Annotated in this window: 13 protein-coding genes; 6 read left to right on the forward strand and 7 right to left on the reverse strand. The window is 46.9% G+C overall.

The window, feature by feature from the left end; all coding sequences use genetic code 11:
- The first annotated feature begins 46 nt into the window (after nt 1-46).
- Entirely contained in the window at nt 47-532 is a 486-nt protein-coding gene (locus Q365_RS0101485; RefSeq protein ID WP_028021675.1) for a GNAT family N-acetyltransferase, read from the forward strand.
- Between the two features lie 120 nt (nt 533-652).
- Here Q365_RS0101485 and Q365_RS0101490 read toward each other — a convergent pair whose 3' ends face one another.
- Entirely contained in the window at nt 653-1,048 is a 396-nt protein-coding gene (locus Q365_RS0101490; protein WP_028021676.1) for a hypothetical protein, read from the reverse strand.
- 22 nt (nt 1,049-1,070) lie between these two features.
- Nucleotides 1,071-1,772 (reverse strand): NAD(P)H-binding protein, encoded by a 702-nt coding sequence (locus tag Q365_RS0101495; RefSeq protein WP_028021677.1) that lies wholly within the window; start codon nt 1,770-1,772, stop codon nt 1,071-1,073.
- Between the two features lie 164 nt (nt 1,773-1,936).
- On the opposite strand from Q365_RS0101495, the gene Q365_RS0101500 reads away from it, so the two are divergent.
- Nucleotides 1,937-2,506 (forward strand): TetR/AcrR family transcriptional regulator, encoded by a 570-nt coding sequence (locus tag Q365_RS0101500; RefSeq protein ID WP_028021678.1) that lies wholly within the window; start codon nt 1,937-1,939, stop codon nt 2,504-2,506.
- 95 nt (nt 2,507-2,601) lie between these two features.
- On the opposite strand, the gene Q365_RS0101505 is transcribed toward Q365_RS0101500, so the two are convergent.
- The 5 genes from Q365_RS0101505 to Q365_RS0101525 all read right to left on the reverse strand — a co-directional run bounded on the left by Q365_RS0101505 (nt 2,602) and on the right by Q365_RS0101525 (nt 11,340).
- Complete coding sequence (locus tag Q365_RS0101505; protein WP_028021679.1) at nt 2,602-4,017, reverse strand: coniferyl aldehyde dehydrogenase; 1,416 nt, start codon at nt 4,015-4,017, stop codon at nt 2,602-2,604.
- Nucleotides 4,018-4,318: 301 nt separating this feature from the next.
- On the reverse strand, nt 4,319-5,422 hold the full coding sequence (gene mltC, locus Q365_RS0101510) for a membrane-bound lytic murein transglycosylase MltC (protein ID WP_028021680.1): 1,104 nt from the start codon (nt 5,420-5,422) through the stop codon (nt 4,319-4,321).
- Nucleotides 5,423-5,601: 179 nt separating this feature from the next.
- Nucleotides 5,602-6,792 (reverse strand): L-2-hydroxyglutarate oxidase, encoded by a 1,191-nt coding sequence (gene lhgO, locus Q365_RS0101515; RefSeq protein WP_028021681.1) that lies wholly within the window; start codon nt 6,790-6,792, stop codon nt 5,602-5,604.
- Nucleotides 6,793-6,964: 172 nt separating this feature from the next.
- Complete coding sequence (locus Q365_RS0101520) at nt 6,965-10,708, reverse strand: EAL domain-containing protein (protein ID WP_028021682.1); 3,744 nt, start codon at nt 10,706-10,708, stop codon at nt 6,965-6,967.
- A 257-nt stretch (nt 10,709-10,965) separates the two neighbouring features.
- Entirely contained in the window at nt 10,966-11,340 is a 375-nt protein-coding gene (locus tag Q365_RS0101525; protein WP_028021683.1) for a nucleotide pyrophosphohydrolase, read from the reverse strand.
- Nucleotides 11,341-11,631: 291 nt separating this feature from the next.
- Here Q365_RS0101525 and Q365_RS0101530 point away from each other — a divergent pair, with 291 nt between their 5' ends.
- The 4 genes from Q365_RS0101530 (at nt 11,632) to Q365_RS0101545 (ending at nt 14,729) form a co-directional block, all read left to right on the forward strand.
- The gene (locus Q365_RS0101530; protein WP_028021684.1) at nt 11,632-12,210 is read left to right on the forward strand and encodes a DedA family protein; all 579 of its coding nucleotides are present in this window, start codon (nt 11,632-11,634) and stop codon (nt 12,208-12,210) included.
- 47 nt (nt 12,211-12,257) lie between these two features.
- On the forward strand, nt 12,258-13,334 hold the full coding sequence (locus tag Q365_RS0101535; RefSeq protein WP_407637568.1) for a D-alanine--D-alanine ligase: 1,077 nt from the start codon (nt 12,258-12,260) through the stop codon (nt 13,332-13,334).
- 75 nt (nt 13,335-13,409) lie between these two features.
- Entirely contained in the window at nt 13,410-13,973 is a 564-nt protein-coding gene (locus Q365_RS0101540; RefSeq protein ID WP_028021686.1) for a DinB family protein, read from the forward strand.
- The gene (locus tag Q365_RS0101545) at nt 13,974-14,729 is read left to right on the forward strand and encodes an NRDE family protein (RefSeq protein ID WP_028021687.1); all 756 of its coding nucleotides are present in this window, start codon (nt 13,974-13,976) and stop codon (nt 14,727-14,729) included.
- The last annotated feature ends 49 nt before the right edge of the window (nt 14,730-14,778 follow it).

A 14,778-nucleotide genomic window follows, 5' to 3' on the forward strand; every position in this document is an offset into this window, starting at 1 on the left:
ATAAAATTGCCAGTTACCGCTAACGGAATGTTCATAAGGAAGCGCCATGATTAGGGAAATCACCAAAGAGGATTTTGATTCATTTTGGCCGACATTTTCTGCGGTTATTCACGCTCAAGAAACCTATGCATTCGACCCTAATATGACGAAAGCGCAGGCCTATACCCTATGGTGTGAAATGCCGCAAAGAACCTTTGTCTTCGTTGAAAACGGTCAGATACTTGGCACGTATTACATTAAGCCAAATGCGATGGGCCCGAGCAGCCACATTTGTAATTGTGGCTATATGGTATCCAGTGAAGCCAGAGGCAAAGGCGTCGCGCGCCGGATGTGTGAACACTCACAGCACATTGCCGTTGAGCTTGGCTTCGAAGCCATGCAATTCAACAGTGTTGTATCTACTAACGATGTGGCTATCAGGCTTTGGGAAAAGCTAGGGTTTACGATTATCGGGACGATTCCAAAAGCCTATAGGCACGCTCAGCTAGGGTTGGTTGATAGCTACGTGATGCATAAATGGCTAACAAGCTAACCCACGCGATTGATGCTAAAAACGCCGCGACAATGCGCGGCGTTTCTGTTGCTGAACTGTAATTCTCTGGTGCTCAGAGGCTGACACGTCTCCGGCTTGCCTAACCGAAAATTCAATGCGTTACCTGTTTCTCTGTGCCCAAAAGACCAACGCAAAGAACAGCATAAAGATCAGATCGTTTGCCCCGTAGATGGTGTAGAAAATGCCAGCGAAAAGGTCTTTGTCGTATACGTCTCCTAAGCTGTTTTGGCTGAACCAACTTAGCCAAGTCACCACATATACCAATTTCTCTAATGCAAATGCGCCAGCGAGCCAACGGATGTTTGACTGGATCGTCGAAGCACCAAGGTACGCCAGTCCCCATACCGCGATCATCATTAATCCGAAATTCGACATCACGACGGGATCTGTTTGATTGATAACACTATTGGTGAAGGCACGTGAAAACAGCAATACTCCGCCGATGTTCATTGCGCCTGCTGCAATGAATCCCCATTTGATGGTTTGTCTATTCATAAGTTACTCCTGCATGGGTTGGCTAAGGGAAGGCAGAATCGACGTTATCGCCGTATGTTTTAGCGAGAAGGTTTATTGACGTTGATGACAGACGTTCTACGTCATATTGAATGGGAGTGTGAATGACACCGAGTGCTGCCTGTGCAACCGTGTTGGCGTGAATGGGAATATAGTTGCTAAAACGGCCTTTCATTAGTGGTGTTAGCCCTCTTAATACAAATTGAAGAATGGCTTCATCCTGCCTTGATTCGTCACGAGTGCCTGTCAGCGGCCCCGGTTGTAAAAACGTTGTTCGCGCAAACTTTAGCGCTTCGACCTTGTCTTCCATCTCTCCTTTACAACGTAAATAGTGCGATTTGGCATTGGTGCTTGCACCATAACAAGACACGACCACAATGTGTTGAACGCCCAGATCTTTCATGCGCCGAGCTGTATTAACCACCAGCACCACATCAATGTCGTGCAGTTTTTCTTTGGTGCCTGCTTTTTTTAACGTTGTTCCCAAAGCGATAATACCAATTGCCGGCGGCGGTAACTGCTGATCAGATTCAATGAGGCTTAAATCAATACTGACCCATTGCGTTAATTTTTCATGCTCAATATCGAGATTTTTCCTCGTTAAAACAGAGACCTTATCGATGGAAAGGTCTTTTAATGCTTGTTGTAAAATGCTGTGCCCGATTAAGCCCGTAGCCCCAGCTAGCACAATGGATAATGTCGTCATTTTGTATGCCCGTTTCTCTATGCACGTTTAATTGTAGGGAGAGCCGCCGTTATCGGCTATTGCAGACCTGAGACCGATCTGCGCATGTTGTGAGTAAAACCTAGACTGTACGGTTGGTATGCCTAGCCTTTATAATTGGCACCTGATGATATTGAGTGATCACGATGAAAGACTTAAAACAAACACTGTTAGATGTTGGCTTTGATTTGATTAGCGAACAGGGATTTGCCAGCTTAGGTTTGATGAGCATTATCAACGCTGCCAATGCGACGAAAGGATCTTTTTATCATCACTTTAAGTCCAAAGAGTACTTCGGCACTGTGCTACTCAACAATTATTATGACGAGCACCTTGCCACGTTAGAGCGCTTTTTAACGGATCCTGAACTGAGCTATAAAGCGCGTGTTCATGCCTATTTTCAGTATTGGACTGACGAGAAACTGACCGAAGACTTTAGAATTAAGTGCTTAATTGTAAAACTCTCTGGCGAAGTTTCTGGCGGCTCCACTCACATGCAGGCGGTATTAAGTGACGGTGCAGAGAAAGTGATCACACGCATGGGTGACTTTTTCTCTGAAGGAACATCGCTCGGGCATTTTCATATTTCCAATGGTTACGACGCGGCGCGCTCTATCTTTAGCCTTTGGCTTGGCAGCACGCTGCTGGCAGCGATACAAAGAGATCGCGGCTTCTTGAATGTCGCGATGGAAAAAACGCTTGAAGTGATGGAGTAAACGAAGCTCACCAAGGTGAGCTTCTCAGCATGACATTGCCTTTTCTTTCACCACCCATAGCCACCTAGGGTCACCTAGAGCCACCCAGAGTTTTCTTATTTTCCTAATAGCGACAGGACTTGTGATTTAAAGTTATTGTCGCCAGTTTCAAATAGGAGTTTGATTGGGTGGTCTTTGCCGCTCGTCATCACTGTTTTTGCATGTGAAAACGTCGTGAAACCTTCTTTCCCATGATAATTTCCCTGTCCTGATTCTCCAATGCCACCAAATGGCGCATCGTCTACCGCAAGGTGGAAAACACAATCATTGATACACATACCACCGGAATGAATGGTGGTTTTAATACGTGTTTGTAAATCGACATTAAATGACATGAGGTACAAGGCCAATGGGCGCGGTTTGCTATTCACAATCGCAATCGCCTGTTCAATGTCGGTGTAGCCAATCACTGGCAGCAGTGGACCAAAAATTTCTTCTTCCATGATGCTTGCTGTGAGTTTTGGCTCAACAACAAGGTGTGTCACTAGACGATGTTGTCCTGCATCAATACGGTTTTCATGACAAGGCTCAACACGCGTGCCTGCTTCAATTTCACTGTTCAGTAATGATGAGATGCGCTGGAATTGACGATCATTGGCGACCGAGGTGAGGTTCTCAGAATCTACGCCATCGACAAACAACGTTTGATACTGCTTTTTGTACTCTGCAATGAACGCGTCTTTTTGTTGTTCAGGTACAAGAACATAATCAGGCGCGACACACACTTGGCCATTGTTAAGGCTTTTGCCATAAATGATGCGCTCTACTGCTAGCTCCATGGAAACATCGTCCGCGACAATGACAGGAGATTTGCCCCCCAACTCTAACGTAACAGGTGTTAAGTTGTCGGCAGCGGCTCTCATGACTAAGCGCCCTACGGCTGTTGATCCAGTAAACAGCAAATGATCAAACGCAAGTGCAGTAAATTGCGACGATACGTCCGCCTCACCTTCAACCACGATCACTTCATCGATATCGAATACCGATGCCAACATGATGGCCAAAACTTGATTGGTGGCGGGTGTAAATTCGCTCATTTTAATCATCGCACGGTTGCCCGCCGCGATTGCCCCAATCAATGGCCCGACCGACAACATGATCGGGAAATTCCAAGGTGTGACGATACCAACAACCCCTTTAGGTTGGTATATCACCTCAACGTGAGAACTAGCGAGCAACGCACTTGGGTGTCGAACAGAAGGTGACATCCAGTCACTGAGCATGTCGATGCTGTAATCGATGTTGGCAACGCACGGCAATATGTCGGCCATTAGTGTGTCTTGCACGCTACGTCTTCCATAATCTTGATTCATGGCTTGGCAGATATTATCGCTATAGCTGATCAGGGCTGCTTTCAAACGTACTAACTTATCAACCCGTGCATCGATTGTCGGCATGGGGTTGCGGTTGAACGCTTGCTTCATTTGAAGGTGGTGTTTTTTCATTTGCTCGATGGATGTCATGGTGTTCATGCCGCGATCTCTTGTTTTAGGAGTGGCTAAAATACAATAAAACAAACCGGTCGGTCTAGTGTTTTGTGACAAGAGATTTTCTCATTATTATTCGGGGTAGCGTTAACCAGCGCGTGAGGGGGGAAAGCGGTTGAGGGTGTGGATGGTAAATGGCGACGACTTTCGATATTGAGCGAGCATAAAAAATGCCGCGAACATCGCGGCATTTCTGTTGAATCTGCTGATAAAAGATTTAGCTGATCAACAACATGTCAGAACCGCTCATTTTTATGAGGTGTAGTCAGATTGTGTCTCACCAGCGTTATATCTTCCCTTGAGTGAAGTCTTTTTGGAAATACAGCACTTTTTGCAGATAGCGCCTTGCTTCACCTTTGGGATGCTCAGTCGTCAGCGCGTCATATACTTGCGTTGGTGATTTCTGGTTAAGCATCACCATGGCTTTTTTTCTGTCTGTATGGAAGGTAGACAGTACGCCACCAGTGCCGCTGTTGTATGCCGAAATCATGCTGAAGTGGCGCGACGAAGGATTGGTGACTTCACGCAGATAGCGGGTTTTCAGAATGTGCAGGTAAGCTGTACCCGTATCAATGTTGCTTGCGGGGTCGAAAAGGTATTCTTTGGTCGGCATGCCCGGCTTTTTCTTGACCAGATTAAACACATCCGCGCCCGCCGTTTTTGGGATGACCTGCATTAAACCGTAAGCGCCAGCGTGGCTGACCGCATAAGGGTTGAAACTGCTTTCGGTTTTGATCACCGCGTAAATCAGATCTTCAGGTATGTCATAGCGCTTTGACGCGTCGCGCACCATGCTGGCGTATTGGTATTCGCGTTGTTCGAGGTGGTCTTTCACCATGTCAATTTGAACGTAATACGCTTTCCCTTGCTTGATAGGCTTCGATTGCAGTTTGTTGTTAATCATATAGCCCGCAAAGCGATTGGCGCGCCATTCCCACTCAATGGACTTGCCTTCTTGATCGACAATCTGCCCCATAAAGAAAGGCTTTCCTGATAGCTTTACGTCTTTGTCGCTGAACTGTTCAACGTCTTTCGGATCGGCGGGCATCAGCACGGTTTGTACGATGGCTTTGTGCAGTTTTTCCATCGGTTGATGCTGAGACACCGTTGAAACGTAAATTTTGCCCGCATCAAAATCAATGTGGGCACGTGTTTGATAGCCATCAAGATACTTCACATAGCGGTGTTTACTGGATTCAACATAATCGTCATCTCCCCAGTGTTTCTTGGCTTCTTTGGCGAGCAGCGAAAACAGGGTGGCAATGGCTTTTTTGTTAGCGTCTGAGAGGGGTTGCCCAGCAATAGGAGGGGTAACAATGTCGTTGCTTTCAGGGGCTATCGTACACCCTGTGAACAGCGCCGTGCATAGAAGGAGAACTGCTTTTCTCATGGCGGAATTTTATCTCTTTTTCAGCGTGAAGCGTGCTTTTATCAAATGGTTGGCGTAAGGCCGAGAGGGACTGTCGCCGACTCTAGAATAGTGGCGACGATGCTATGCTCAGCCTTAAAAAAAGGAAAGAAGTTTGTGGGAAATCGTGACGAAAGCAGTGCCAAATTCGTGCGTTGACCTCAATCGGTTAATTTGTCAACAATGTGCCGCGCGATAGGGAAGCAGGACGTCGCTGCTGGAGAGGGAGCATTACACACCACCAACGTATGCGCTGTTTGGTGGAAGAGGAAATCATCCACCATGTCGCCGTTCTGGTAAACCGCCTGTGCGCGAATACCGGAGGGGTAAGCGAGGAGATCGTCTTGCGTCAGTGATGGGCAGTATTTTTGGACTTCTTTTAAATAACCTTGCTTCCAAACACCGTTGCGAAGCTCTTTCATAGCAGATGAAAAGTTGCGTCGAAGAAGGCTATAAAAGCCGCTATATTGCAGCATCTCAGCGGTGTCTTTCATGGAGAATGAAAACCGAGAATAGCCTTCGCGAGCGAGGCTTAACACGGCATTGGGTCCCACGGTAACTGAGCCATCGATCATTTTGGTAAGGTGCACGCCCAGAAAGGGGAGAGCCGGATCGGGGATTGGGTAGATCAGGCTAGAAATGATGTTGTTGTGCTGATGGGGCAATTGAAAGTAGTCGCCACGAAAAGGCACCATTTGGAAATCTGGCGTTTCGCCAAGCATCCGAATAATGCGGTCAGACATGATACCTGCGCAGGCAATTACTTTGTTGGTATGAATAATCTGTGTGCCCGCGACAACCGTGACTCCGTCGTCGGTTTCTTGAATATACTCGACACTGGCGTGAAATATGACGTCACCACCATGGCTCTTGATCATCGTTCCAAGTCTCTCACAGATTTGTCGATAACTGACAATGCCTGTCGATGGAACATATATCGCGCCAACACCTTCAATATTGGGTTCTTTCAGGCGTAGCTGCGCAGTATCCAGAACATCAAATTCAAGACCATTGTCTTTTGCGCGAACTTTCAGCGCTTCCATTCTTTGAAGTTCGGTGTCATTGGTTGCCACCAGTAACTTGCCACACTCTTCAAACGCAATGGCATGCTCTCGACAAAACGCTTTGATTGCGAGGTTACCTTCGGTGCAAAATTTGGCCTTCATGCTGCCTGGCGTATAGTAGACCCCAGCATGAATCACACCGCTATTACGGCCCGTTTGATGATTAGCGACTTGAATTTCTTTTTCGACAACAATGACTTTGGCGTTGGGGTAACGCGTTTGCAGTTCATGCGCGACGCTAAGCCCAACAATGCCAGCGCCAATCACCAGATAGTCACAATCTTTCATTTGCCTGCCTTTGCGTTCAATGCCAGTTGTTATGTTCAAGCAACGTCGAGTAAAACTCGCTGAAAACTGCGCCTTCAGGATACTTGAGTGTTTAGCATTGAATGTGAAAAACGAAAAAATAGAAAGTAAGCAATGATGACTCTGTGATGGAGATGTTCGAATTTTGTCAGGTTCAGCTGGCGGATTTTGGATAAATTAGAGGGTGACTTATTCCCGCTTTTGAAGACGAAATGATGCGTGTGAGTGGCGTTGGTTCTCCATAAACATAGCCTTGAGAGTAATCCAAACAAGCCAGTTTCACCTGTTGGTAATCATCTTCGTTGTTTACTTTTGTCGCTGCGGTTTTGACGTTCATCGAATCACTGATTTGTTTGATAGACTCAACAATACGTTGCTCGACGCGGCTCGATTTCATCAGCGAAATCAAACTGCTGTCGATTTTTAGTAAAGTGATATTAAGCGTTTTCAAATCGCTAAAGACGCCAACGTCAGAGCCGAAATTATCAATTGCCACTTCACAGCCTAACTCTCTAAAAGACGAGATGACTTCTTTGGCTTTTGCCTTATCAATAAGAAGGGTGCTTTGATGTATTTCAATGCAAAGATTCGCAGGTGGTAATGGGCTTTTTTTGATCAGTGCAATGCAATGTTCAATAAACGTATCGTCGTAGAAAGCGGACGATGAAATATTAATGGCAATGGACAACCCCGATTCTTGCAATGCCTTGCCTTGTGTTTCCAATACTTCACGAAATACCCAGCGTTCAATATTGATAAGTCGACCTGTTTTTTCTGCCGCATTGAAAAACACATGTGGCAATAATAGTTTGCCGTCATCAGTGATCATTCTAATGAGTACTTCGTGCCATGTTGTTAGGTCTTTGCGATGGGCGACGATAGGCATGCATAGTAGCGTAAAGGCATTGTTAGATATGGCGGCATCGATTTGTTGTAGGAGGTTGTCATTGCCATATGGTTGGTAATTATCGGGAACTGAGCCATCGAATGCTGCCACCTTTTCGTAGGGAAGGGCTAATGCTGATGTCAATGCGATATCGGCGTGGTAAAGCGACAGCAAAGCCGCTGTGTATTGGTCATCAATGGCAACCAAGCCAATAGCGCTCGAAACACTAAGACTTGGAGAGTCATGTTGAAACTGGAGTTGATCCAGTCGAGCAACGATGTTTTCAGCGCGTGATTTTGCGGCAATGAGGGAATGCTGAGGCAAAAGCACAGCAAATTTGTTGTCATCAATTCGAGCCAAGTATTCATCACTTTTAATCATGCTTCTCAGCACAATGGCGGAAGATTTGATGATTTGATCACGTGCTGGTTTTCCGAGTAAGTCTGATAGTGAGCGCAGTCCCTTCAATTTAATGACAGCGACAATGTGTTCTCCGGGTTTATCCGTCTCCGAATCGATATAGTGTTGGAGTACGCCTTCGAAATCTCTCCGATTCGGGAGTCCGGTTAACGGATCGACCAAAACGTGTTTGTTTGAATCATCGACCCAACTGGCTTTAGATATGTGCTGAAGGGTAATGATCCACCCTTCAAGAGTGTTTACTTCCGATAGAGCTGGCTTGGCTCGGAGTGCGATTTGGATATTGACACCTCTTGCGGTCTGTAACCAAAAGACATTATTAATCGAAAAATACTCACCGCTTGCGCATTTAAGCATGTGTTCAAAAGTCAATAATTGGTCGCCATCAAACAGTAAAAACAGAGAGTCGATTGGCTTGCCGACGTCACTGTCGCAGCAATGCATCATGTCACAAGAGCTTTGATTAAACGCCTGAATGTTGAGGTTCGCATCCAACACAATAACACCGTCGTTAGAGGCATGAATGGCCGCTGTCAGCAGGCTGTTGGTGGCATGCTGTGCCTGCGAGGCAATATTGGGCATGTTTGTACAAATACCGACAAGGTGCTGAGGGTCGTCGGTTGATTTTGCCATGATGGCGTAGCGGGTGTTTTCGTCGAGGTTGGCGGCGCTTCGAACATGGATTTGATGGAGATCATGTGGTTGGGATGTCGGCATTGTGGTAAATAGCGCGTCAAATTGCGGCTGATCATCTGAGTGAAGTAGATCGCTCCAAGATTGCTTATTGATGACGTCGTTATTCGTTAAGCCAAAGATTGCGTACATTTCCGCATCCCAGACAAGCTCATCAGTGTCCCTATGGTATTCCCAAACGGCAATATGGCCAGCTTCCAAGCTATGGCATGAATCGCCTTGCTGTGTGCTTCTAGAAAGTTTATCGCGCTCATGGCTAATGTCGGTGATGGTGCCGATGACTTTTTCAACCGCGTCTTCATTTTTGTTTTCTACCGGTTGGCTACAATCGCGTATCCATCGATAGGTGTTGTTGTCATCTAATATTCGATACTCCATCGCCAATGCTTCCGACCCAATTTGGCTTATGGAATGTTGGTACTCTCGTAGGTCCTCGGGGTGGATGCGCGCCATCCATTCGTACATTTTCCGTATGCTAAAGGCATTAATGCCAATGGCCTGAAATGCATTCTCAGACAACTGAATATACTTAGTATTCGTCGCCATTTCATAGACAGTGATGCGGTTAATACCCAAAGCAAATTCAAACTTCTGGGCCCACAAATTTCGCTCTGTATCAATTCGTCGCTCTTTGTCTATATCCCTAATTTGGTAGATAAAATTGGTAATTTCCCCTGACCATCGATCTTGCACAGCCGACACGCCAATTTGCGTCCAAATCACGCGCTTTTTTTTCGTGAGTAAGCGGGCAGAAATTTGAAAGTGAGTGTTGTTCGCCATGGCCAGGTCATGGCATTGCTCTCGAAGCTTTTGGCGATCTGCATGAAAAATAAGCTGATTAAAGTCACTGCCGTCTAATTCATCGGCATTCAGATCAAGCATGGCGAGAAAGCTTCGGTTTGTATTCAATACCGTCCCGTCTGGTGACGCCATCACCATACCCACAACCGAGACGTCCATGGCATCCGAAAACAGTGAGGCTTTCTCATCGCTCATTTTTTGTATTTCTTGTAAACGTGCAGATTTCACAGCCAGCAATACGCCTATAAACATGGCGCCGGCGACTGGAGGGAGTAAGAGTGAGGGAGCGGTTGTAGACAAACCTTCAACAAGGTTGGTTGACGGCGACATCAAGAGAAAGTCGAGTACTAATGACACGGTAAATGCGGCTGCGAACGCAGACAGTCGATCAAGGATGGAGCTAGCAAGAATGAGCGCAAACGCAATGGCAATGAATGGATAAGCCACATGTGAAAGCACATATCCACAAAGTACGCCAATGCCGATAATCAAGCCGAGTGCTTTGACGCTTACAAGGGACGAGGGCAGATAGTTTGGGCGGTATAGCAATATAAAGGTAAATGGTGTGATGGACAAAATACCGATCACGTCGCCAAAGTACCAATCCATCACGATCTCAATCAGAGGTATCGACAGTGCTTTGTGCAAGATAAAGCCACCAGAAATGGCACCAAACAGTGGACTAATCACGACGACCAACAGCACGAATACATAAAACGCAGGCATTGAAATAAACGGTGAGGAGGTACGGTTGATGTGTGCGAGAGCAAGACTGCCAACCGCGATAGTTGATGTGTTGGCGAGTGCAAGTTGCACACTTTGCATGAGTGCATCACCGAACAGGATATTGGCGAGCACGATCGCGCCAAACGCAGTACCAATCAGGAAAAGCCGTTGTGATTTAGGTGCAAGAGTGATGAGCGCGATCGCGAGGCCATTGGCATACCAAGTGAATGCAGAACTGCCGGGTTGGCGAAGCAAATAAATGGCAAGGAGCGCTGTGAACAAACAACCAAAAAAAACCAAGACTGCACGCGTCAACAAGGCACCATGAGAGAAGCCGTCTGTTGCATGTTCTTGCTCTCCAACCAATGCCATTTACAGTCCCATCATTCCCAGTTGAAAGTTCCGATGATGACATCCAGCCACCTATGTTTAACGGCCATGGGCTTGGGGTCACCATGCACTTTGTACCCGCAGTGACAATGCAAAGCATTTGCAAGTGAACGCACGTAAATGAAAGTTTAGCGCAAGTCTCATAAATGGGACGTGGATTTAAAATTGATGCCAATGAAGGACGCTGGCATCAATCTGTTTTTTGAGGGTGTAAGGGGGGCTTGATACGACTTTGGGATTTACAGTTCGTTGTATTTGACTGCACGCCCATAGCATTTTTCGACGGGGTATTTTTCGTTGTTGAGGGCAAGTTTCTTGTCACACGCTTCTTCAATGTTGATCTGGCACTTATCGGCGATGCGCAGTAAGTACAGCTGAATATCAGCCAATTCGTGCGCGAGCGCTTCTTTTTTTTCTGCAGGGAAGTTGGCGGCTTGTTCTGGCGTTAGCCATTGAAACAATTCTGCGAGTTCTCCCACTTCACCGCTTAACGCCATCACTAGATTTTTTGGGTTGTGGAATTGTTCCCAGTCACGAGCTTTGGCGAATTCGGACATTTCGTCCTGCAACCGCACAAACGGGGATGTTGCTTTAGTCGATGTTGTTTTTGTCATGGTGTGCCTGCTCGTTCATTAAATTGATACCAAACAATCTGGATATTCAGGATTCAGCGATCATCTACAGGGTGCTCGGGGTTACGCAATAGTGTGTCACGATCATCTTGCAACGCAAATCGTTAGAAAGTTCAGAGAATAAGACATTTGCATTAGTGAGGTCATGGTACAAATTTGGCGTGTGCAGTGTCCTATTTTTGTGAATTTAAAGACTTTCTGAACAATCTGAAAGCGAATTGCTTTTTAACCTGTCTACTCTGTAAGAGAGAAACAGCCGAATAGGGCAAGATTTTGAATGATGTGACAACGACCCTTTTGCAATATTCGCCGTTGACCCTTTTCTTCGCGGTGATTTTGTTGTCTTACTTGCTTGAAGATCTCGCCATTATTACCGCGAGTGTGGCAGCGACTCAAGGTGTCATGACGGTCCCTATGGCGTTGTTATCTATATTCGTAGGAATCGCGAGCGGCGATGTGGGGCTTTACGCTCTGGGTATATGGGCAAGGAAATGGCGCCGTTTACGCGGTTTATTGCTGACAAAGCCCAGTGTGCGTCTGATCCGTAAAAAACTGCGAGCGAATCCCGTCAGCAATCTTTTCCTTATTCGATTTGTTCCCGGACTGCGTTTTGTTGGTTTCTGCCTGAGTGGCTTTTTCCACGTTGGGCTTCGAGCATTTTTGCCTGCGGTGTTGCTGGCGACGGCATTGTGGACTGCTGTGGTGTTCACCTTGGTGTATCAGCTTGGTGAAATTGAATGGATCAATAGCACGCTAAGTTGGGGCCTTATTCCGGTCGTACTGATTTTGTTGTACGGCATTAACCGTTTTGCTGGAAACAAGCTTAAGGAGAAAGCGGTTTGCATAGATTAAAACTGGTAGACGAGAAGACAAACCCCGCGCTGCCCGTTAACCATGGAATGCCGCCATTGAACATGAAAGGTAAGGCAGTGTCTGCCTTCGAGTTTTGGCCGGGATGGATATTTTATGCACCCGTTGCGGTGCAGTGGATTTGGCATGGCATTAAATACCGCAGTGCGAGTTTGCCATTGATCGCGAACCCTGGCATTGAGCTGAGCGGCATGGTGGGAGAGTCCAAAGACGCCATCTTGTCTCTTGCTGGCGAACAAGCCAAGCCGTGGATACTGCCCTACGTGATGTGGGAAAAGAACACTACCTCGCCGGAATCTCAAGCGCACCTCGCACTTGCTGCTCTGCATAACGCAGGCTTGGGTTTTCCCGTTGTTGCTAAGCCTGATCTGGGTTGCCGAGGCGCAGGCGTACGTTTAGTGGAAAACAAAGCCGAATTGGAAGACTACTTGCGTCTGTTTCCCGGCGGCGCACGTTTAATGCTGCAACAAAAAGCGCCCTATAACGCTGAAGCAGGCGTGTTTTATGTCCGTTATCCCGGCGAAGAAAGAGGCCGAATTTTTTCACTCACTCTGAAATACAACCCGTTCGTTATTGGGGATGGCCAACGATCATTGGCAGAGCTGATTGATGATGATCCTCGTGCTAGCAAAGTCCGACATCTATATCGCGACCGCCATGAAGACAAGCTCGACCTTGTATTAGCAGAAGGTGAAACATTTAGGTTGGCCTTTGCGGGTAGCCATAGTCGAGGCGCTATATTTAGAAATGGCAGTGAATATATTACCGATGCGCTGGTGGCGCGTTTAGATGAAATTTTTGATGACTTCCCCGGTTATCACTATGGGCGCATCGATCTCAAGTTCCGAGATATTAACAGCTTAATGCGAGGTGACGATTTTGCGCTTATCGAAGTCAATGGAGCAAGCAGTGAAGCGGCACATATTTGGGATAGAGGGGCTTCGCTGAAAGACGCGTTTTCCACTCTGCTAGAGCAGTATCGCATCTTGTTCGAAATCGGCGATTTACAGCGTAAATCGGGGCACAAAGTGCCGACCTTAATGGAACTTTACAAGGCTTGGCAGCGTGAAAAAGCCTTGGTACGTCACTATCCGTCGACTGACTAATGTCAGTCAGCGTCATGAATGAATGAAAGAAAAAAGAATAAACCCAATTTGAGCGTGAAAGAAAAAGGGGAATGCATGTTAGCCAAGGATGTCGTGATGAAGCCCAATTTAGGTTCTTATTCTACGTCGCCTGCTGAAGTGAGCGGCGCTATGGATGTCGCGGCGCAATCATTAGAACTGTTGCATCAGCTGTCTGATGCGCAATATAACCATGTCGCAGCGCCTTATCTGCAGAGCAGTATTGGTCAGCACATGCGCCATATTCTCGATGTTTTTCATGCTGCTACAGGTTGCCCTACGTCTGACTTCATTGATTACGATGTGCGTCGTCGTGCGCACCCTGTCGAGAAAGACAAAGCTATTGCGATCAGTGAGTGGACATTGCTTTGTCATTGGCTGGATGGATTGAGCGAAGACAATCTTCTCTCACGGGTTAATGTGAGCGGTGAAGTTAGCTTAACGCACCATGTTGCGTCAGTGACCCGTTCTACACTTGGACGTGAGCTGTCTTTTGTTGCAAGCCATGCGGTGCACCACTTTGCTTTAATCCGCGTGAGTTTGTGCGCCCAAGGCATTTCGACGGCAGATACGTTTGGTATGGCACCCGCAACGGCCACTTTTTATCGAGGAGGCGACTAAATGTGCACGGTTAGCTGGTTATTGAATGAATCGGGTTACGACGTCTTCTTTAATCGAGATGAACAAAAAGGGCGCGCGATTGCCCATCCACCTCAACGTTTGTCGCAGGGTAATACGTCGTTTTTGATGCCAGTTGATCCTGATGGCGGTGGCACATGGATGGCGACTAATCAGCACGGTTTGTCGCTGTGCCTGCTGAATTATTACCAAGGAGATATTCCTGAATTGCCGCTCATCAGTCGCGGCTTATTGGTCAAAATGCTCGCGCCGTCAACGATGGTATCTGATGTGGTATCAACCTTGAATACGTTGCATTTGGGCTCTTATGCGCCGTTTACGCTTTTGGTATTTGCGCCAGATCTGTCCCTTTCACGTGGCCACGTCATCGCATTTCAGTGGGATGGTCATGTGCTAACGCAAAGACCCAGCATTGAACCGATGATTTCATCCTCAGTAGCGTTTTCTGAAGTGATGCAAGCGCGTAGGCAAGCACATAACACCATTATGACCGAACCACGTACCGTCGCAAAAGCATGGGAATTTCATCGCAGCCACGTGCCGGAAGCAGGCTACAAATCTGTGTGTATGCATCGTGAAGATGCCAACACGGTGAGCTTCACCCACCTTAGAGTGACGTCCGAACAGGTCGAGATGGTCTATGTCGATGGTTCGCCATGTCAAAACAGCGAAGGTGTATCGACAATGCTGGCTCGGCACGCGCTATCACTCAAATTGGCTGCGAGTGATCAAGGCTAATTTGACGGCTAAATATCGAAAACATTGAAAGGAAAAAATGGGTAGCTCG

It is taken from the genome of Enterovibrio calviensis DSM 14347 (assembly GCF_000621165.1).
Taxonomy (GTDB): Bacteria; Pseudomonadota; Gammaproteobacteria; order Enterobacterales; family Vibrionaceae; genus Enterovibrio; species Enterovibrio calviensis.